This is a genomic window from uncultured Veillonella sp. (assembly GCF_963551295.1).
Classification (GTDB): domain Bacteria; phylum Bacillota; class Negativicutes; order Veillonellales; family Veillonellaceae; genus Veillonella.
Genome location: NZ_CAUVFT010000005.1, coordinates 70,744 through 90,973 on the forward strand (window position 1 = coordinate 70,744; position 20,230 = coordinate 90,973).

Below are 20,230 nucleotides of genomic sequence, written 5' to 3' on the forward strand. Positions count from 1 at the left end.
TAAGTTCACCTCCTATATTTCGTGAATTTGGACAAACTCTGGATATTGACGGCTAATTTCCTCCAAACCGAGAAGCATAGTCCCCAGAATATCCTGTCCACTCTGATTAATCGTACCAGAGAGAACTATATCACATTGACCTTCGCTATTCGTATACTCCCCTTCTTGTCGAGCAATTTGGGTGAGTCCTAACATTGCCGATGCCGATAAGGCGGACACTGCGGCACATACGATATCGAAGCCATGTTCATCATATCCTGCATGACCGGACATATGACAACCAACTACTTGACCATCACTATTCCGCTGGATTCCAATGGAAACCATAATTAAGCTTGGATAGATTCAATACGAACTTTTGTGAACGGTTGACGATGGCCTTGACGACGACGGTAGTTGGATTTAGCTTTGTATTTGAATACTAAGATTTTTTTACCTTTACCATGCTCAAGAACTGTACCTGTAACTTTTGCACCGTTTACAAGAGGAGCGCCAACTTTAACGTCGCCGTCATTCACTACAGTCAAAACTTCTTCGAATGTAACGGACTCGTCAGCAGCTGCTTCCAATTTTTCGATAGTAATTACATCGCCTTCAGCAACGCGATATTGTTTACCACCAGTTTTAATAATTGCGTACATGAGAACACCTCCTTGTTATCGAACTCGCTGAATTCGGTATCCCGACCCGAACTTCGGTCGGGCGTTTAAACCTGTTTCACGCGGATTGCAAAGTTCAGTAAACCGAACTAATACTGATATAGTATATACTATTTACACAGTCATGTCAAACAAAAATCAACAGAATCCGCTCAGTTTCTGACACTTTCATATATATATATATACCTTAAAATTCCCCAATAATCCCAAGATGTTGTAAAAGTATCTTTGTACCGATGAGAATCAATACACCGCCACCTACTATATCTGCATATTTTCCAACAAATCGGCCCATAAATTTACCTAAGTAAACACCCACTAAAGATATACCAAAGGTAATAACACCAATCATCGTAGATGCTTCCCATACATTGATAGGCAAGAATGCAAAGGTCAACCCTACAGCCATCGCATCAAGGCTAGTCGCTACGGAGAGCATCATCATTTCCCAGACACCCAAGAATTGCTTATCATCGTCATCTTCATCATCATCGCTAAGTCCCTCTCTGATCATAGCGATACCTAAATAACCAAGAAGTCCGAAGATAATCCAGTGGTCCCAATCAGCAATCACATCGATAAATTGACGACCGATGAGCCAACCAATAAGAGGCATAAGAAACTGGAACAAACCAAAAAGAAATGCCAAGGTTACCTTACGGCCATTCTCGCCTACGGGCATTGTTAGCCCCTTACCGATAGATACACCAAAGGCATCCATCGCTAGGCCTATACTAATTAATATAATTTCAAATACAGACACGGTACTCCTCTATAAACAAACTACATATTATTCAGTGACAGCCATCAAGGAATATCCTTCACGGCTAATTTGTGGATTTACTACAATAGAAATCTTGCGCCCTATAGACTCACCCAAATCCACGAGAACAGCCTTTGTTAAATATTGAGCTACCTCCGGATGAACTTCGATTTCTAGATTCGTTTTAATACGTCCCGACTTAAATAACTCGCGGATACGACGCACAATCTGCATATACACGGTGCGGCCTGACAACATATAGCCCGTACCACCGCATTGAGGGCATGTATCAAACATCAAGGTTTGCAAGCCTTGGCGAGCTCGCTTTCGGGTCATCTCTACGAGGCCAAGCGAACTAATGCCGCATACAACAGTTTTCATTTTATCTAACTTAGCTTGTACCCCCAACAATTTTAACAATTCTTGTTGATGCTCTTTATCTTTCATATCGATGAAATCGACCACAATGATACCGCCAATATCGCGCAAACGCAATTGACGACAGATTTCTTTTGCCGCCTCTTTATTGACTGTGAAAGCTAAATCTTCCAGCTTATTAGACTTACCAGTATAGTGAGCAGAGTTTACATCAAACACGGTAAGAGCTTCAGTATGATCGATACGGATTGAACCTCCAGAAGGAAGATTAATATCGCGAGAGATAAGATCTTCTAATTGCGGTTCAATGTGGTTTGCCTTAAATATAGGTGTACTATCGCGATGACGTGTTACTTTAATTTGTTGAGACGTAGGTCCATGACCTAAGAGATCCATCAATCGACCTTCACCCATATCGGAATCAACGATGATTTCCTCTACATTGCGATGCGCATAGTCCCGAACAAGGCGGAACCAAAAATCCGCGTCACTATATAAATCAGTACCGCTCTTCGCCACCTTAAAGCGCTTCAACACATGTTGCCAGGTCCACCACAAGTAGTCCATATCACGACCTATTTCATCAGCACTAGCCTTAGCTGCCGCAGTACGAATAATAAAACCGCAACCTTCTTGTACATAAGAGGCTGCCAATTCTTGTAGTTTACTGCGCATGGTTTCATCTGTAATTTTCTTGGAAATATGCATGCCTTCAGAATATGGTAATAGTACCATAAAACGACCAGCCAAACTGACGTCTGCAGTCACGCGGGCACCTTTACCGAGCATTTCTTCTTTCACTACTTGAACGAGAATTTGTTGCCCTACAGATAAGCGTGGCAAAATTTTCTGTTCCTTCCCTTGTTGAAGGTTCAAATACGCATTTTGAGAGCCCCCAATATCAACAAAGGCCGCTTGCATACCATTTAATACGTTCTTTACTGTGCCTTTGTACATATGATTTGCCATATGAGACTCATCGGTACGCTCCAAGACAAAGTCCACTAGCTGGCCTTCTTCGTCGATAACAGCCATACGAATTTCTTCGCGCATAACATTGACCAAAATTTTATGCATCCTATCCCTCCCTTCTTTGTCATCTAAATTAATTAGTAATTAATCTCTAAAGGCGTATAGCGGCCTTTTTCGTTTTCTACCATAATTGCTTTACGATGAATTTCGTAGCCAGAAGTAATAGGCCAATTATATTGATCCTTGCCTAAGTTCCACACTTCACTAGGTTTGATTGTACCTTGCGGATAAATGCCGATGCCCATTGTAAGGGTCACCATACCCTCTTTAACAGAGGCTACGATCGGTTCTTTTACAAACTCTTTTACATCAATGGTACGAGTTTTCTTAGGTGTTACCTTTTCATAAGAAATTTCCATTGCTTCATTAAAAGGTTTGAGTAACGCAGCCCAATCAGCATTTTCATCTGTCACAGGGCCTGTTACCTCATAGATAGCAAAGTTACAGATGGCCATCATCTTTTTCACCTTTTCAGGCATTTCTTTACCATCTAGAACCTCAAGACCAGGAGGCGCTACACGGTTTAAACGGTCCATAATGGACTCTAAACTATCCTCTTCAAGCACATCCATATCGATATATTCAGCCGCTGCGGTTACGCCTAAGGCGAGTGCAGAGGAGAAGCTAATTTTCATGTGAGGGTTAAACCCTTCAGAATACGCCATTTTAATTTCTGCTCGACGTATCATCCGCTCTACAGCTTGAGCATAATCAAGGTGTGACAGGAATCGTAATTCTTCGCCCTTATTTAAGGCCAAACGTAACTTTTTCAACTCTGCCACCCTCCTTATAGTCAATAATAGCTGTATTGAGCTCTGGACATACATTACAGCCCTTACATGGAGCTCGACGACAATCGCCTGTAAGCTTCGCTTCTACTGCTTGTTCCCACTCGCGTTTTAAGAAGGCTTTGCTTACAGTGCAATCTAAATGATCCCAAGGCAATGGCTCATCGAAATCACGGGTGCGACGTGCATAGTATGCAGGATCCAATCCGCAGTCAGAAAATGCTTTCAACCAAGTTTCATAGTTAAAAAACTCGGTCCAACCATCGAATTTACAACCTGCCTTCCAAGCCTCTACGAGAACTTTAGACAATCTGCGGTCCCCACGAGCAAAAGCGGCTTCCATGTAACCAGTATAACCATCATGGTAGTGGTAGGAAATATTACGATTATTGATGAGAGACTTTAAGTAACGTTGTTTACGATGGATTTCCTCCACATCTTGTTGACCATACCATTGATATGGAGAATGTGTTTTTGGTACGAAAAAGGATACGCTCACCGTTACAGAACCATTTCGCTTCCCTGTAATTTCACGGTGTAAATCGAGTACCTTGTAAGCAAGATCTGCAATACCAGCCAAATCTTCGTCTGTTTCTGTAGGAAGGCCCATCATAAAATATAATTTAACTGTATTCCAGCCAGATTTGAAAGCATTAGTACAGGCCGCCAATAAGTCTTCTTCACTAACGCCTTTATTGATAACGTCACGCATTCGTTGCGTACCTGCTTCAGGAGCAAAGGTAAGTCCGCTCTTGCGCACTTGCTGTACCTTTTTCGCAATATCAATAGAGAAGCTGTCGATACGCAAGGACGGTAAGCTAACACTAACTTGTTTATCTTTAAACTCTTCCATGAGCATATCTACAAGCTCAGGTAATTTGGAGTAGTCTGCAGAGCTTAAACTCATCAAGGATATTTCATTGTACCCAGTATTGGCAATCGTATCTTTAGCAATTTGCAACAAACGTTCTGGTGTCTTTTCACGGACAGGACGATATAGCATACCAGCCTGACAGAAACGACAACCACGAGTACAACCACGAAACAATTCAAGAACTGCACGGTCATGAACAATATCAAGGAATGGTACTACAGGCTTTGTTGGATAGAATACATTCTCTACATCCTCTATAATACGTTTCTCAACGGCTGCTGGTACGTCTTCAAAACGCGGCATAATCGATTTAAAATCGCCTTGTTCTGTATATTCAACATCGTATAGAGCTGGACAATAGGTACCAGGAATTTGAGCTACTTTGCGCAAGAAGCCTTCTTTACCACCTGGGAAGCCTTTCGCTTTTTCTGCTTTGAATAGGTCGATAAACTCATCACCCCACTCTTCAGATTCCCCGAGGGATACGATATCAAAGAACTCAGCAATAGGCTCTACGTTAAAGGCACATGGGCCACCGCATACGAGCAAAGGAAAATCCATATCGCGGTCCTTAGCATACATTGGAACACCTGCTAAGTCGAGCATATTCAAGATATTTGTAAAGCTCATTTCATATTGAAGTGTAAATGCTAACACATCAAAGTCTTTAATAGGCGTACGTGTTTCTAAGGAAAATAATGGAATATTACGCTTACGCATTTCCTCTTCCATATCATGCCACGGTGCAAATACGCGCTCTGCTACCGCATCTTCACGACGGTTTACGAGACCATACAAAATCTTGATGCCCAAATGACTCATGGCCACTTCGTACACATCGGGAAAACCTAAAGCCATAGTTACATCAACAGTACTGTGATCTTTCACGATACTATTGTATTCGCCGCCCGTATAACGAGCTGGCTTTTGGACATGTTGTAACCATGACGTATCTAATTGAATCATACATCCTCCGTCTTTAATGAAAGACTTCTTTCACAATCAATCCTATAAAAGGATATTAAAATATATATTTTGTCCGCTGTCTAGCGATATTTAATAAAATACCAATGCTCAGCATATTAGTTGTTAGCGCACTAACGCCATAGCTAAGGAATGGCAATGGAATCCCTGTTACAGGCATGATACCAATCGTCATGCCTACGTTTACGAGCACCTCGAAGGCAAACATCGTACCGATACCCGTTGCTAATAACATACCAAAATTATCATTGCAGGTATATGCTATTTGAATACTGCGATAAATAAGCATAAACAATAATAGCAATACTACAATGCATCCCACAAAACCAAATTCTTCGCCAATTACAGAGAAGATAAAGTCCGTATGATTTTCTGGTAAAAAGTTCAACTGACTTTGAGTGCCATTAAAGATACCTTTACCAAAAATCATACCCGACCCGATAGCAATCTTAGACTGAATGATATGATAGCCAGAACCAAAAGGATCAATATCTGGATTTAAAAATACTAGAATACGTTGTTTTTGATATTCTTTTAGCACAAACCAACCCAAAGGCATCAAGAATAAAGTCACACTCGCAATGATTTTTATAAGCTTTGTTTTGATACCAGATATAAAGAGCATCCCTACAAATATAGCAATATATACGAGGGATGTCCCCAAGTCAGGTTGTAAGAATACAAGTAGGATAGGAATCCCTACATATAACACTGGCATCAATAGGGATTTAAAGGTATCTAACTTGCCAATGCGCGGTTCTAGCATTTTAGCCATACAGATAATCATCAGTAGTTTAGAAAACTCTGAAGGCTGAATAGTTATTGGCCCCAATTGAATCCAACGCTGGGCACCTAGTGCGGAGGTACCAACTACCATGACTGCGATTAACATAAGCATGGTAATCACATAAATCATATTCCCCCACCCTTTAAGACGATGGTAATCTAGAAATTGCATACCTATAACGACAGCTATATTTGCTAAAAAGAATACGAGTTGTTTTATCACTAGACTACCAAAACCAATAGCCTCGTGATTCACATGGGTAGCACTACCAATAGCTGTAAGACCAATTCCGACAAGTAATATAGTACATATGATGATAATCCAATCACTATCTGTCCATATTTTACGCCACATCATATCACCTATTTCAACTTGCTACGGCGCCACAAGCTTTGTTTACCTTGCACCAACAAGCAATGCGTGGTCCAACCACCACGATTAATGTAATGAACATTGTTAAAATCATCAAAAGTAGAATCACCTACTGTCGCAAGACTTGGTGTGCTAGCTTGCTCCTTAGATGCTTTTTTCTTACTTACATAAGCATCAAAGTGCTTTTGTACATCGTAGTCTTCCCAACAATCACCGGTCGTTACATAATCTACAAGAGGTGCTAACATAGCTTTTAGTTCACTAGAAACAAATTCTAACAAACGACCATCTTGTGTATAGGTCAGAACATCCTCATCATAAGGGATTATAGCCCCTACATATTCAGCGCGAAGAACATCTAACATATCATATAAATTGATATCCTCTCCGTCGATAGGTACCGCGTTAAAAGCAATGGCATAATCACGAATATTATGCTCCTGACATACTTGAATCATGCGTGCCCCATTACGTAAGGACACCCATAATGGATGTGTCACTACGATACAGCGATTTACTAATTCTAAAATAGCCTCTATGCCCTTGCCGATACCAGCAGGAGCATCGATTAAAATATAATCATATTCCTCACAGAGGCGACAGACTAATTTTTTATATTTCTTACGACCTATATCTTCCCAACGAGCACTTTGGCTGGCTGGTAGAAAATCTAAGTTTTCAGCAATTGATACGATAGCATCATCCGTATAATCTTTATCTTTGCTCGCATCTAGTGCGTCGTAAATAATTTCATTTGCCACACCTAACACAAGGTCTAAGTCGCGCAATCCAAAATCTCCATCACAAAGCAATACGCGATGCCCTGCATAGCTTAAGGCTGAACCCAAGCAAGCAGTAATCGTAGTCTTACCTACGCCACCCTTACCAGATACAATGCCGATTATCTCGCCCATACTAATCCTTTCTTGGTTGCCCACTAGTTACCGCATTCTGAGGTTTTTGCCCATTATTAGAGCTTGTTCCCGCAGCGGTTTCTTTATTACCTTTACTATTTGCATCATTAGATTTCTTATTCACTGGTACATTGAAGTACGCAGCCAATATATCTCGTACGATAGGCCCTGCCGACCCAGCACCAAAGCTACCTTGCTCAACAAGTGCAACCACTACAATTTGTGGCTTATCATATGGTGCATAGGCGACAAACCAGCCGTGATCTCTGCCATGTGCATTCTCTGAAGTACCCGTTTTACCAGCTACATCAATAGGGAATCCCTTAAACAACTCCCCTGCTGTACCACCTTCATTAGTAACGTCACGCAAGCCTTCGCGAACAAGATCCATAATATTTTTTGGTACAGGTAAAATACCGAGTTTGTCTGGGCCAAAGATTTCTTTTGGCGTACCATCCTTATTATCAATACGGCTCACCACATATGGGCGGTATTTAATGCCACCATTTGCTACTTCACTGAGCATAACAGCCATTTGTAATGGCGTCACCAAGGTAAAAGACTGACCTATGGCCGCATCAAAGGTTTCACCTAAATACCAATCTTCATCATACACTTTGCGTTTATAAGCAGGACTTGCCATATTACCAGAGGCCTCACCAACAAGATTGATGCCGGTCTTTTCACCAATACCAAAGTAGCCAGCATATTTTACAAGTCCTTCTATGCCAACGCGATTGCCCATTTCATAGAAGTAAACATTATCTGATTTTGCAAGAGCTTTATTAAAGTTGAGCCACCCCAATGCTTCGCCCTCTGCATTTCGTTTATCGATAAGCCAATGTTTACCACTATCAAAAATCATTTCTTCAGGGGTAACCTTTTTAAGGTCTAAAGCCGCCGTACCAGTGATAATCTTAAACGGCGAACCTGGTGGATATTCACCAGAAATAACCTTATTATCAAACGGATGGTTCTTATCATTATTCAATTGATTCCACTGCGCAGTTGTAATCCCTTTCGCGAACCAGTTAGGGTTAAATTCAGGCGCACTGACCATAGCCAAAATGGCACCCGTATTGGGATCCATTGCTACTACAGCAGCTCCTTGAGCTGGAATACCTTGGGCACGCAACTGTTCTAATTGGTTCTTAACAGCTTCTTCAGCAGCCTTTTGTAAATTTGCATCTATTGTCAAATGGATATTAGCTCCAGGCACTGTATGCTTTCTATCTACCTCCGCAACCGGTCGGCCTGTAGCATCAACCTCTACCTGTTTACCACCATCAGTGCCACGCAAGATGGAATCATATAATTTCTCAAGGCCAGAACGGCCTAAAATAGTACCACCACTAATAAGGGTATTTGGATCTTGCTGTTTTAGCTCTTCTAATTCTTCTTCGCTCACTTCACCCACATAACCAAAGAGCTGAGAAGCCATCGTTTCATATGGATAATAACGAAGTGGTTCTACATCTATGGTAACACCTGGTAATTCATGACGATGCTCTTCTATGGTTGTAACTACATCCATAGAAATATCACTAGCAATACGAATTGGCTCATAACCATATTTATGATCATTTACCTTTTTTGTAATATCTTCTGACTTCATTTTTAGCAAGGCTGCCAACTTAGCAACTTCACCTTCGTCCAAAGCCTTGCCTGTAGGCAAAATTGAGATGGTGTATGCCGGTCTAGAGCCTACTAAGATTTGACCGTTTCGATCGTACATAATACCACGAGCAGCTGTCATGGATACCATGCGCAAACGGTTACCTTCTGCCTTAGCTTGGTAATAACCACCAGACAAGATTTGCAATGTCATCAGACGTAATGCCAAGACTATAAATATGCCGGCTACAATGTAAAAGAGTACATCAAAGCGATTCGTTTTTCTTCGTTTATAGAGGCCTTCAAGCACTCTTTCACCCCCTTAATTCTTACCAAATATAACCTTCTTGTTCATCATTCTTGCGCCATAACAAACCATGTACAATAGCGCCTAACAAGCCATTCCAGAACATCACGGGTAATACCATATGCCACAAGTATAGGCCAAAGTGCAAATCGCCACCACTAGCTAATATCATAAAGCTACGAATAACGCCATCTAGCAATGTACAAATAGATACTATACCGCTAGACCAATACCAGCGTTCTTCATAGATACGATGCTTTACGGCAGATAATAGGTATACCACAATTACGTAAGGGAATAGATGGAGCCCAAAAAAGTTAGATATCAATACATCGTGTACGATACCTCCAATAACAGCAGATATCAACCCCATACGACGACCTTTAAATAAAGTAATCATAACAATTATCGTCAAAATTAAGTTTGGTAACCAATTTGTATGGAAAATAGTAGGCAATAATTGCGCTTGTATAAAATATATTAAAAATCCACAGAGAGCTAAAGCTAGACGCATCATTGTTTAACGGCCCCCTTTGCCCCCTCTACTTGATCTCGTTGTGTTTGAGGTACAAGTTTAGGTTCAAGTTCTGGTTTTTGTGGTGCACTTAGAGAAGACGAGGTAAGCACAAAAACTTCTTCTAAACGATAAAAGTCTACACTCGGTGTGACTACCGCATTTTTAACAAATCCTTCCGAATCATTTTCGATAGATTGCACGTTGCCAACAGGTAAACCTTTTGGATAAATACCACCATAACCGGAGGTAATCAACTTATCCCCTACCAATACGTCCCCATCGCGAGCAATATTTACCATAGAAGGTGTACGAGGTGTATTTCCATTACCTTTTACAACGCCAGACAAACGAGATTCAGGTCGTTGTACAAGGATACCTATTGCGCTACGCGGATCAAGAATGGTTTGAACGCGAGCAGAATGCGGATACACATCTGTAATAAAACCAACGACACCACTAGGTACAACAACAGCCATATTGACTGCCATACCTTCTTCACTCCCTTTATCAATGGTGAAAGTATTTGTCCAAGTACCGTAATCCTTTGTAATGATACCCGCTAAGGTCATGGAGAATTCTGGATGGCTACTTTTATAGTTTAAAAGCTGACGAAGACGAATATTCTCTGCCACTACTTCATCGTAGTTAACTACCTTTTGTTCCAATGCAGCCTTACGAGCAACTTCCTCTTCACTTTCAATAGTAGAAAAGATAGCATTATTAAGTACTGTAAAGCTAGTTTGAACGCCCTCTAATAAACGGGCTGACCCATAAGCGAAAGGCGTTGTAATTCCTTCGAGGGTAACCGTAACAAAGGGAATACTAGTCCGTTGCTTCCACGCAAAGCCGAGCAATGCCATTAGGATACAACCAATGACAACGATGATAATTAACTTTTTATCTGACTGTATCATGCTAATCTCGGCCCTTTCTATTCTTAGAATTTACAATAAAACGCGATAAGCTCACTAAATCAGATGAGGCCCCATTAAGGCCTACCACAACTTTTGTTTCAGGTGCTTCAGGAACATGAACAGGTACCCCTAATTCAGTACCAATCCGGTCCGCTAAACCAGATAGTCTTGCTGTACCGCCAGTAAGCCATATGCCATGTTGCATAATATCAGCCACGATTTCTGGTGCAGTAGCACGAATCATTTGCTTAACCTCATCCAAGAGCCCTATCAAACATTCATTTATAACTTGGTACACTTCAGATTGATGAATCACACAACGTCTACCTAAGCCGTTCATCATATCGCGCCCTTGAAAGGCATACTCTGCATCCTCTAAAGGAGCGACAGCTGTTCCTAATGTATGCTTAATATCTATTATAGTTTCATCAGATACGATAATGCCAAAACACTCACGCACATAGCGCAATAAGGCATTATTAATATCAGAACCACCAAAACGAATTGTTTTGCTATCCACGATACCACCTAAAGAAACAATCCCCATATCAATAGTGCCACCGCCGATATCAATGACCATAGATCCTTGCGCTTCAAAGATAGGCACACCACAACCAATAGCAGCCGCCACAGGTCGTTCGATAAGAAATACCTCTCTAGCACCAGCTTGAATAACAGCATCCATCATGGCTCGTTGCTCAACATCAGTCATCCCACAAGGAACCCCTACGACAACGCGAGCTCGACGCAATGCATTAGACACCTTATTAAGAAAGTAGCTAAGCATAGTATGCATAACGCGATAGTCAACTATAAATCCATCCTTTAAAGGCGTTAACGGACGCCACATATCAGGCATGCGTAATACGAGGCGCGCCGCTTCATCACCAACGGCTACTACTTTTTCTTGTTTTGTATCAGTTGCTATAATCGATGGTTCGCTTATAACAGTCCCTCGCGTCCCCCCCATGAGGCGCGTTTGTATGGAACCAATATCTATACTTACATCTTTTCCTAGAGTAGGTAAAATGGAACTCATAGTAATTTCTCCTTCATTACATCATTATTCCATTTTACCATATATAACGCGACTTTTTCCATTGATATCAGTACCTTTCCTTCTGTTAAAAGCACTGATAATGCATAATTCCTGTACTCATAAGTCATACATAAAAATTACATAACTTCATCCATAAAGTGTTTATAACTTCATCCATAAAGTCTCATATAAAATAGTAAAAAGCACTCATTAAAAATGATATATCACCATCCCTTTACTAATATCCAGCAAAGGAGAATTCCTATCAAAACAAGTGCTTTTTGTTAATCCTATTCAGTTTAATTTCTACTCAATCTATTTTCTATTCAGTTTATTTTATGTTCAATTTATTTTCTATCCAATTTAAATTCTATTCAACTCAATTTGCCAATTTCGCTGAGGCTCGTAAATTCATTATCCCCTATAACGATATGATCGAGTACAGGAATCCCCATAAATTGGCCAGCACTAACAAACATTTTCGTTAGCCGTATATCTTCATCACTTGGTCTACTATCGCCTGACGGGTGGTTATGAATCAGAATAATAGCCGCCGCATTGCATGCTATAGCTTTTTTAAATACTGCTCTTTGCTCTACAAGACTTGATACTAATCCACCATTAGAGATATGTTCCAACTGAATAAGTTTATTTCGAGATGTTAGCATGGCCGCCCACACATGTTCCACATCTTCGTGACGCAGTCGCTCCATCACATATTGAGCTATTACAAAAGGTTGCGAAAAATCTTCATAAGTCTCTTTAATCTTTAACTCCCCTAATCGCCTACCCATTTCAAGTGCTGCACATAGCGTCACTGCTTTATCTCTACCAATACCCTTGATTTTGATCAGATTATCTACGGTCATTCGGTTAAGACCATAAACACCATCATCAAAGGATTGTACGATATCACTTGCCAAAGAAATCGCAGATTGCCCCTTTACCCCTGTGCGTAATAAAATAGCCAACAACTCCTCCATCGCCATATGTGATGGACCTAAGGCGAGAAATTTTTCTCGAGGTCGCTGGAATGGTAACATATCTTTTACACTTACTGTTGGTACTTCCATAGAATCTCTCCATTCAAATAGATAACACCATTTGTAAATCAAGCAACAAACACATCTACTCTCTTAAAATTTATTTAGCACAGCACAGCACAGCACAGCACAGCCAATTATAACACGATTCATCTGATGCGCTAGTGTTATTTAGCCCCTAACGCCTTGCAAAGTTCATCGTATACATGTTCAACTGGTAACCCTACCACATTAGTATAAGAACCCTCTATTTTATCTACCCATAGTGCGCCTTTTCCTTGGATGCCATAAGCTCCAGCCTTATCCATCGGTTCCCCACTAGCAATATAAGACTCGATTTCAAAAGGTGCTAAATATTTAAAATAGACCTTTGTTTCATTGTAAAAAACTACCTCTTTTCCTTTGATGAGTAACGCGACTCCAGTAATTACAGAATGCGCTCTACCCGATAAATGCTCCAACATATGGCGTGCATCAGACTCATCATAAGGTTTACCTAATACTTTATTATCAAGGACAACAATAGTATCTGCTCCTAACACAATACTTCCATCCGGAACACCTACAGCACAACGAGCCTTACCTAATGCTTGGGCTTTCACCATTTCAATAGGGTTGTCGTAACCTTCATTAGATTCCTCATAAGTACTAGATACAACAGTATGATCAATCCCGACCTGTGTTAATAATTCAGTTCTACGTGGTGATTGGCTCGCCAAATATAATCCAGCCATATACACTCCTTTACATTAAAATTCTTGTACATAAAATTCTTGGTGCACAAAAGTTATATCTACCTATTACCCTAAAACTGACCGTCCCTTAAATAGTTGTTTCTTTATCTTCTTCAGAAGAAATTAATTTTTCATAATATTCTTGTACATCTTCCCCATGCTTCACCGCATCAGCTCGCACAGCTGCATAAAATACGATATCTGCTTGAGGTACGCGAATACGACCAGGTACATGTTCTTCTAAAATTTCAAAAAATCTATCCTCTGCTTTCAACAGCAAACGGCCATTTTTAATCTTATTTCCATCTACAATAGAATACACAAGGGACCAAATAGGACGCGGATCAGAGGTAGAGCATTTTCTATATTTATAGCGGTATTTAATATTTGTCAACAACTCACGTTCAAACTTGAACACCCCATCAATCATGTCATAATCTACTTCAAAATGACGTTTTCTGAAAATAGAGGATTCTTCTATGACGAGTTTTGTGTCTGTCAAAATATAGGTATATCGACTAACAGCCTGTTTAACCATGACAACGATGGCCATAAATTCAATAAAGTACTCAGCTAATAAAATCGTATGTAATTGAATACTGCGATACGTTGTATAAACTGCTGCACACAGTAATAAAATTACAAAAAATACTACCAATAACTCTGCACTTCTGGTGCGCTGAGATTTTTCTTCATATAATACCGTCATGCTTTACCCCTTTAAAAGAAATCACTAATTAATAACTATACATACTATTATAAGATATTCTATGCACAAAAACTACAAAAACCCCGTCCATATCTAAGATATAGGCGGGGTTTTATGACTCTATTAGTCACTCGGTTCAGATACGAACTATATTATTTTTTCAATGCTGCAGTAATACGTTGAGTATCACGAGCAATCATGATTTCTTCGTTTGTAGGAATTACGAAAATTTTAACTTTAGAGCCATCAGCACTGATTTCTTGTTCTTTACCACGAACATTATTGCGTTCAGAATCAATACGAGTACCTAAGTATTCCAAACCATTACAGATTGCATCGCGGTTACCAATACCGTTTTCACCAATACCAGCGGTAAAGATGATAGCATCTACACCGCCCATAACAGCAGCAAAGGCACCGATTACACGACGAACTTTGTAATGGAACATGTTCAATGCCAATTGTGCGCGTTTATTGCCATTAGCAGCAGCTTCTTCAATCACACGGAAGTCATTGGATACACCAGAAATCCCTAATACACCGGATTCTTTATTCATAACTCTATCAATTTCTTCATAGGTCATACCTGTTTTTTCCATCAAGAATGGTACGATAGCAGGGTCAATATCACCTGTACGAGTACCCATGATCAAACCAGACAATGGAGTGAAGCCCATTGTAGTATCGATGGAGCGACCACCTTTAATAGCAGCCACAGAGGAACCATTCCCCAAGTGACATGTGATGATACGAAGATCAGTCATATGTTTACCCATTAATTCTGCACAACGTTGTGCTACATATTTATGGGATGTACCATGGAAGCCATAACGACGAATGCCATAATCTTCATAATAAGAGTAAGGAAGCGCATACATATATGCTTCTTTTGGCATAGTTTGATGGAATGCAGTATCAAATACAGCAACTTGAGGTACATTTGGCATAATCGCTTCACAAGCTTCAATACCTTGAATGTTTGGTGGGTTATGCAATGGTGCAAGAGAAGCACATTCTTCCAACGCTTCCATAACTGCTGGTGTAATCAATACGGAGTCAGCAAATTTTTCACCGCCGTGTACTACACGGTGACCTACAGCATCGATTTCATCCATGGAAGAGATAACACCAAATTCAGCATCAACTAAAATATCTAGCAAAATGCGAAGCGCTTCTTTATGGTTCAAAATTGGCTCAACGCGTTCTAATTTATCTGCATTAGGACGTTTGTGAGTGAAAATAGCATCTTGATCACCAATCTTTTCAAAAAGGCCTTTTGCCAATTCTGTTTCAGTTGTCATATCAAGTAATTGATATTTCAAGGAAGAACTACCGCAGTTAACTACTAATACGTTCATCGATTAACCCTCTTTCTGTTGTGTAACTTGAATCTTGTTTTGAATTTCTTTGCTGATATCAGCACCTACCTGATCCTTTTCAGGATATTGATAGATTATATTCCACAATACGCCATGATCTAAGAATACGTATTGAGAAAATCTAAATGTTTGCCCTTGTGTTGTATACGTCACATCAAGCTTCTTTGCAGATGTACCTTGTAAAGCTACAGATTCTTCCTTGATGGTTGCGCCCATCTTAGTGAACTCAGACTTACTACGATTCAAAAACTCATCAACCGTAGGCAATGGCTTGTTATCACCAGCACGCAAAGCTTCAACTTCAATCACCATATGCTCTGTAACGGATCCATAAATATCGATTGGATATCCATCATCAGTCATATTTTTTGTGCTTTTACCCATTTCATAAGGCAAAGCAATGGTAATCTCAGATTGACCAACACGGATAACTTGATGGCCAAAACTATATGTATCCATTACATTATTTGAGCCACATCCCGCCATTGCTAGTAGAGCAACACCGAGTAGAGCCCCTTGTAATGTGCGTTTCCAATTTTGTTTCATCATATACCTCACATCAATTCAGCATTTACAGTTAATTATAGCCTATAGAGACAAGAAAATCTATACTAAACTTAATATTTACACACAATATTACCTATCTAAATAAGCCTTTAATTTAGATATAATGAAATGTTGTTTACAGTATTTCCTCGCTTTGTTACACTAACACTAATGAAAGGAGACACTATGAAAACAATCGGTATTATCTGTGAATATAATCCATTTCACAATGGACATGCCCATCAATTATATACCTTAGCACAAGAGCATTCAGATGCGCTGCGCATTTGTATCATGAGTGGTTCCTTTGTACAACGAGGCGAACCTGCTATTTTTTCTAAATTTGATCGTGCTCGTTGGGCTATTCTCGGTGGTGCAGACATTGTTATTGAGCTACCTACGCTCTATTCTTTGGGTAGCGCACAACTCTTTGGAACAGGTGCTATTCGTATGGTAAAAGCTTTACATATCGACGCCCTTTCCTTTGGTTCTGAAACGGCTAATCTAGATGCACTCGTAGATATAGCTAAACGTATGGATTGTGAAAGTACTCAAGCAGTATTGCGCACCTATATTAACGAAGGCATGTCCTATGGCTCTGCCTTTCGTAAAGCTCTCGATACAGAGATACTAAACACACCCAATGCACTATTAGGACTTGAATATATTCGGGCAGGACTTAACTATCATCCTACCTTAAAATACATGCCAATCTTACGCATATCAAATCATCACGAAGCGAATATTACAAAAGATTTCCCTTCTGGTACAGCATTGCGTAAATTCATAACAGATATGGCTACAGGTAGTAACAAATACAATAAATATAGTATCTTCACTTCTACAAATATGAATACAACGACCAGTGGAAGTACAAATGCAAATTCAAATGTAAATTCAGCTGCAACTACAACAACAAAATTTAATACAGCAAATCGTAAAATAGAATTACAACTTCAGTCAATCGTTCCTAAGACTATTGCAGACGATATGACTAATATAATTTCTAATGGCGCCTATGTAAACTATAACCGCTACTATGATATAATCCATTCCTTAAGTCGTCGTACATCAACAACCAAGCTAGAAAGCTTTGGGGAGTTCAACGAAGGTATTGAACACTTATGGTCTAAAGCAGCTCAACAACCTACGTGGAACTTGGCTATGGAGCATATAAAATCAAAGCGCTATACCTATGCACGTTTACAACGAATGGGAGCCTATCTCACCTTAGGAATACAAAAAGATTTACTACAAAGGGCTATGCAAGAAGGTCCACAATATGCTCGTTTACTGGCCTTCAACGATAGAGGTCGTCAATGGCTTCGAAATACTTTTGAAATACCACTTATTCAAAAATGGGCCAAAGCACCTAATGAATTAAATACGTTAGGACAAACAATGCATCAAATCGATACATTAGCTACAGACGTACAGGCCTTATGCTTACATAATGAAGTTAAACGAATGGGCCATATGGACTACACCTATACGCCACAATACATAAGATAAGCAAAACTTCAATCTGATAGAAACATTCTGCACATAAATATAAGAGTCGAATAATTTAAGTTTATTAAGATAATTATTAAGATAAACCATCTTATTATATGCTAATACTCAAAAAGGGGTTACAATACAGGTTATTCCTGTATTGTAACCCCTTCTTCACCATCCAGATCAACGACGGCAACACGTACGCTTTCAAGATGCGATGTAGGAATATTTTTACCCACATAATCTGCTCGTATAGGCAACTCACGATGACCACGATCGACAAGAACGGCCAATTGAATAGATCTAGGTCTACCAGCCGTCATTAATGCATTTAAAGCAGCACGAATAGTACGGCCCGTATACAAAACATCATCTACAAGGATAATTGTCTTTTCCGTTGTATCAATCGTACACGGTTTTCCCTCTTTAGGACGAGCATCACGATCATCACGATACACTGCAACGTTCAAAGACTCACAATCAATATGAATACCTTCTATACGCTCAATTTCAGCTTGTAAACGTTTTGCCAAAATGACACCACGCCGTTCAATACCTACAATTAACGCATTAGATAAACCTTTATTGCGTTCTAAAATTTCATGACTAATACGACGAATCGCACGCATTATAGCGTCTTGATCCATTAATAAGCGTTTCTTCTCCATATATACGCCCTTTACAACATAGGATTGTTCTATGCCCCTATATCCAAACAAGTAGTAAAAATATGTACTTAAACAATCAATGTAAACATTTAGACTATTTTCGTTTATCTTCACGATAGGTCTTAGCAAATTCTAAGCATGCCTTAAAATCAGCTGGTATCGGTGCTTCAAAATGCATCTCTTCACCTGTAATAGGGTGTTTAACATCTAACGATTTAGAATGTAATACTTGCCCTTCAATCGGAAAATCCATGCGGCGGTACCCATAAAATGGATCATTAACGACAGGATGCCCTATATGAGCAAAGTGAACCCGAATTTGATGGGTTCTACCAGTCTCCAAATTACATTCTACCAATGTTTGGTGACCATATCGTTCAAGAACCTTAAAATGAGTTACTGCATCTTTACTGTTTTCAAAGACTACAGCCATTTTCATACGGTCTTTAGGATGGCGTCCAATAGGCGCCTTAATAGTCCCCTTTTCTTCTACAATATTACCTTGTACTAGCGCCCAGTACGTACGTCTTGCAGAATGTGCTTTTACTTGCTCCGCTAAGCCAATGTGCGCTGCATCATTTTTTGCAACCATCATAACACCAGACGTATCTTTATCTAAGCGATGCACAATACCCGGTCTAATTTCACCATTAATGCCTGATAGGTCCTTACAATGAAATAATAGAGCATTTACAAGTGTACCAGAATAATTTCCTACTGCAGGGTGCACCACCATGCCACGAGGTTTATTAACAATAACAATATCGTGATCTTCATATAAATAATCTAAAGGAATATCCTCGGGTTTAACCTCAATCGATTCAGGCTCTGGGATTTCTACACGAATTACAGTATCAGGTGTAAGCCGAAGATTAGCCTTCCCTACTTTACCACCTACTATAACATGACCACCTTTAATTAAACTTTGAATATAGCTACGAGATCCTTCCATCTGTTCAGTTAAAAATACATCTAGTCTCATGCCTTCTTGCTCAGCACTTACAATATATTCATTCATCCTCTATTCCTCTTTGAGTCAAGTATAAGATATATATTTATTGACAAATCAAGTCAATGATCTATAAAAAGCCCTAATAATGAAAGTTATTCATGGTCCTCTTTCAATGAAAATAAATAAAATACAACAAAAGCTACACCTATACAAATACCAATATCTGCTACATTAAAAATAGGCCATATACGGAAATCAAAAAAATCCACTACTCCATGAATCATGTATCGGTCAATACCATTACCAATAGCACCTGAAACTAATAATGCGGATCCGATTTGCAAAGTCCAATGACCCTTAGCTAGTCGCTTCCAGTAAAAGGCACAAACGGCTAATAGAATAATAGCTACTAGTAAGAAAAACCATCGTTGATTCGCTAACATACCAAAGGCTGCACCACGATTGATAATATAGGTAAGGTGAAATACATTAGGAATAACAGGCAAAGATTCACCTAACAAAAAATGATTCATTACATAATATTTAGTTAATTGGTCCAATAATAACCAAATGATAAGTACTGTATAAAACAAGATTAACTCCCTTACTATAATATAATTCTTAATAGTCCTATTATACTAAGTTACGCAAATTTAGGCAAAATAAAAAGCCCCTCAATGAGGGGCGTATTTTATTTGTGATTACTCAGCGGAAATTACAGAAACTGGGCAAACGGATTCGCAAGAACCGCAATCGATGC

The 20,230-nt window shown here is 39.6% G+C and carries 22 protein-coding genes; 1 reads left to right on the forward strand and 21 read right to left on the reverse strand.

From position 1 onward, the window contains the following. Positions 1–12: 12 nt before the first annotated feature. The 17 genes from RYO55_RS02315 to RYO55_RS02395 all read right to left on the reverse strand — a co-directional run bounded on the left by RYO55_RS02315 (position 13) and on the right by RYO55_RS02395 (position 16,353). The gene (locus RYO55_RS02315) at positions 13–327 is read right to left on the reverse strand and encodes a ribosomal-processing cysteine protease Prp (RefSeq protein WP_308521486.1); all 315 of its coding nucleotides are present in this window, start codon (positions 325–327) and stop codon (positions 13–15) included. 2 nt (positions 328–329) lie between these two features. Then, positions 330–641 carry a 50S ribosomal protein L21 gene (gene rplU, locus RYO55_RS02320; protein ID WP_004696434.1) on the reverse strand — a complete coding sequence of 104 codons (312 nt, stop codon included), beginning with the start codon at positions 639–641 and terminating at the stop codon, positions 330–332. Between the two features lie 205 nt (positions 642–846). Further along, positions 847–1,422, reverse strand: a complete 576-nt coding sequence (locus tag RYO55_RS02325) for a manganese efflux pump MntP family protein (protein WP_308521487.1) — start codon at positions 1,420–1,422, stop codon at positions 847–849. Positions 1,423–1,449: 27 nt separating this feature from the next. After that, positions 1,450–2,877, reverse strand: coding sequence for an Rne/Rng family ribonuclease (locus RYO55_RS02330; protein WP_314983998.1), 1,428 nt, complete (start codon positions 2,875–2,877; stop codon positions 1,450–1,452). A 32-nt stretch (positions 2,878–2,909) separates the two neighbouring features. Beyond that, a complete protein-coding gene (locus RYO55_RS02335; RefSeq protein WP_308521489.1) occupies positions 2,910–3,605 on the reverse strand; it encodes a TIGR03936 family radical SAM-associated protein in 696 nt (231 codons plus the stop codon). Continuing rightward, positions 3,577–5,460, reverse strand: coding sequence for a TIGR03960 family B12-binding radical SAM protein (locus tag RYO55_RS02340; protein WP_314984000.1), 1,884 nt, complete (start codon positions 5,458–5,460; stop codon positions 3,577–3,579). Before RYO55_RS02340 ends, RYO55_RS02335 begins: the two co-directional genes overlap by 29 nt. Positions 5,461–5,515: 55 nt before the next feature. After that, a complete protein-coding gene (rodA, locus tag RYO55_RS02345) occupies positions 5,516–6,619 on the reverse strand; it encodes a rod shape-determining protein RodA (protein ID WP_314984002.1) in 1,104 nt (367 codons plus the stop codon). An 8-nt stretch (positions 6,620–6,627) separates the two neighbouring features. Then, positions 6,628–7,551 carry a P-loop NTPase gene (locus RYO55_RS02350; protein ID WP_314984003.1) on the reverse strand — a complete coding sequence of 308 codons (924 nt, stop codon included), beginning with the start codon at positions 7,549–7,551 and terminating at the stop codon, positions 6,628–6,630. 1 nt (position 7,552) lies between these two features. Further along, positions 7,553–9,475: a penicillin-binding protein 2 gene (gene mrdA / locus RYO55_RS02355; RefSeq protein ID WP_314984005.1), complete on the reverse strand. Its 1,923-nt coding sequence runs from the start codon at positions 9,473–9,475 to the stop codon at positions 7,553–7,555. A gap of 19 nt (positions 9,476–9,494) precedes the next feature. Next, the gene (gene mreD / locus RYO55_RS02360) at positions 9,495–9,989 is read right to left on the reverse strand and encodes a rod shape-determining protein MreD (protein WP_308521492.1); all 495 of its coding nucleotides are present in this window, start codon (positions 9,987–9,989) and stop codon (positions 9,495–9,497) included. Continuing rightward, positions 9,986–10,903: a rod shape-determining protein MreC gene (gene mreC / locus RYO55_RS02365; RefSeq protein WP_295814490.1), complete on the reverse strand. Its 918-nt coding sequence runs from the start codon at positions 10,901–10,903 to the stop codon at positions 9,986–9,988. The genes mreD and mreC overlap by 4 nt, the downstream gene beginning before the upstream one ends. Before the next feature lies 1 nt (position 10,904). After that, positions 10,905–11,942 (reverse strand): rod shape-determining protein, encoded by a 1,038-nt coding sequence (locus RYO55_RS02370; RefSeq protein WP_008601416.1) that lies wholly within the window; start codon positions 11,940–11,942, stop codon positions 10,905–10,907. A 374-nt stretch (positions 11,943–12,316) separates the two neighbouring features. After that, on the reverse strand, positions 12,317–13,015 hold the full coding sequence (radC, locus tag RYO55_RS02375; RefSeq protein ID WP_008714282.1) for a DNA repair protein RadC: 699 nt from the start codon (positions 13,013–13,015) through the stop codon (positions 12,317–12,319). A gap of 137 nt (positions 13,016–13,152) precedes the next feature. Beyond that, positions 13,153–13,719, reverse strand: coding sequence for a Maf family protein (locus RYO55_RS02380; protein WP_314984010.1), 567 nt, complete (start codon positions 13,717–13,719; stop codon positions 13,153–13,155). An 88-nt stretch (positions 13,720–13,807) separates the two neighbouring features. Next, complete coding sequence (locus tag RYO55_RS02385) at positions 13,808–14,428, reverse strand: hypothetical protein (RefSeq protein ID WP_308521493.1); 621 nt, start codon at positions 14,426–14,428, stop codon at positions 13,808–13,810. Between the two features lie 152 nt (positions 14,429–14,580). Then, positions 14,581–15,786, reverse strand: a complete 1,206-nt coding sequence (locus RYO55_RS02390; RefSeq protein ID WP_198455263.1) for an acetate/propionate family kinase — start codon at positions 15,784–15,786, stop codon at positions 14,581–14,583. A gap of 3 nt (positions 15,787–15,789) precedes the next feature. Then, a complete protein-coding gene (locus tag RYO55_RS02395; protein WP_303929878.1) occupies positions 15,790–16,353 on the reverse strand; it encodes a hypothetical protein in 564 nt (187 codons plus the stop codon). Between the two features lie 186 nt (positions 16,354–16,539). Here RYO55_RS02395 and RYO55_RS02400 point away from each other — a divergent pair, with 186 nt between their 5' ends. Continuing rightward, positions 16,540–17,865, forward strand: coding sequence for a nucleotidyltransferase family protein (locus RYO55_RS02400; RefSeq protein WP_314984016.1), 1,326 nt, complete (start codon positions 16,540–16,542; stop codon positions 17,863–17,865). Between the two features lie 131 nt (positions 17,866–17,996). Here RYO55_RS02400 and pyrR read toward each other — a convergent pair whose 3' ends face one another. From pyrR to RYO55_RS09745, 4 genes are all read right to left on the reverse strand, one after another. Beyond that, complete coding sequence (gene pyrR / locus RYO55_RS02405) at positions 17,997–18,518, reverse strand: bifunctional pyr operon transcriptional regulator/uracil phosphoribosyltransferase PyrR (RefSeq protein WP_302498174.1); 522 nt, start codon at positions 18,516–18,518, stop codon at positions 17,997–17,999. A gap of 94 nt (positions 18,519–18,612) precedes the next feature. Continuing rightward, entirely contained in the window at positions 18,613–19,536 is a 924-nt protein-coding gene (locus RYO55_RS02410) for an RluA family pseudouridine synthase (RefSeq protein WP_314984019.1), read from the reverse strand. Positions 19,537–19,622: 86 nt separating this feature from the next. Continuing rightward, on the reverse strand, positions 19,623–20,063 hold the full coding sequence (gene lspA / locus RYO55_RS02415) for a signal peptidase II (protein WP_399554459.1): 441 nt from the start codon (positions 20,061–20,063) through the stop codon (positions 19,623–19,625). 108 nt (positions 20,064–20,171) lie between these two features. After that, the gene (locus RYO55_RS09745; RefSeq protein WP_399554460.1) at positions 20,172–20,228 is read right to left on the reverse strand and encodes a 4Fe-4S binding protein; all 57 of its coding nucleotides are present in this window, start codon (positions 20,226–20,228) and stop codon (positions 20,172–20,174) included. Positions 20,229–20,230: the final 2 nt, after the last annotated feature.

Coding starts and splice junctions, on each gene's coding strand:
- RYO55_RS02315 (WP_308521486.1), bottom strand. CDS start 327: ATGGTTTCCATTGGAATCCAGCGGAATAGTGATGGTCAAGTAGTTGGT.
- rplU (WP_004696434.1), bottom strand. CDS start 641: ATGTACGCAATTATTAAAACTGGTGGTAAACAATATCGCGTTGCTGAA.
- RYO55_RS02330 (WP_314983998.1), bottom strand. CDS start 2,877: ATGCATAAAATTTTGGTCAATGTTATGCGCGAAGAAATTCGTATGGCT.
- RYO55_RS02340 (WP_314984000.1), bottom strand. CDS start 5,460: ATGATTCAATTAGATACGTCATGGTTACAACATGTCCAAAAGCCAGCT.
- rodA (WP_314984002.1), bottom strand. CDS start 6,619: ATGTGGCGTAAAATATGGACAGATAGTGATTGGATTATCATCATATGT.
- RYO55_RS02350 (WP_314984003.1), bottom strand. CDS start 7,551: ATGGGCGAGATAATCGGCATTGTATCTGGTAAGGGTGGCGTAGGTAAG.
- mreD (WP_308521492.1), bottom strand. CDS start 9,989: ATGATGCGTCTAGCTTTAGCTCTCTGTGGATTTTTAATATATTTTATA.
- mreC (WP_295814490.1), bottom strand. CDS start 10,903: ATGATACAGTCAGATAAAAAGTTAATTATCATCGTTGTCATTGGTTGT.
- RYO55_RS02370 (WP_008601416.1), bottom strand. CDS start 11,942: ATGAGTTCCATTTTACCTACTCTAGGAAAAGATGTAAGTATAGATATT.
- radC (WP_008714282.1), bottom strand. CDS start 13,015: ATGGAAGTACCAACAGTAAGTGTAAAAGATATGTTACCATTCCAGCGA.
- RYO55_RS02380 (WP_314984010.1), bottom strand. CDS start 13,719: ATGGCTGGATTATATTTGGCGAGCCAATCACCACGTAGAACTGAATTA.
- RYO55_RS02385 (WP_308521493.1), bottom strand. CDS start 14,428: ATGACGGTATTATATGAAGAAAAATCTCAGCGCACCAGAAGTGCAGAG.
- RYO55_RS02390 (WP_198455263.1), bottom strand. CDS start 15,786: ATGAACGTATTAGTAGTTAACTGCGGTAGTTCTTCCTTGAAATATCAA.
- RYO55_RS02395 (WP_303929878.1), bottom strand. CDS start 16,353: ATGAAACAAAATTGGAAACGCACATTACAAGGGGCTCTACTCGGTGTT.
- RYO55_RS02400 (WP_314984016.1), top strand. CDS start 16,540: ATGAAAACAATCGGTATTATCTGTGAATATAATCCATTTCACAATGGA.
- pyrR (WP_302498174.1), bottom strand. CDS start 18,518: ATGGAGAAGAAACGCTTATTAATGGATCAAGACGCTATAATGCGTGCG.
- RYO55_RS02410 (WP_314984019.1), bottom strand. CDS start 19,536: ATGAATGAATATATTGTAAGTGCTGAGCAAGAAGGCATGAGACTAGAT.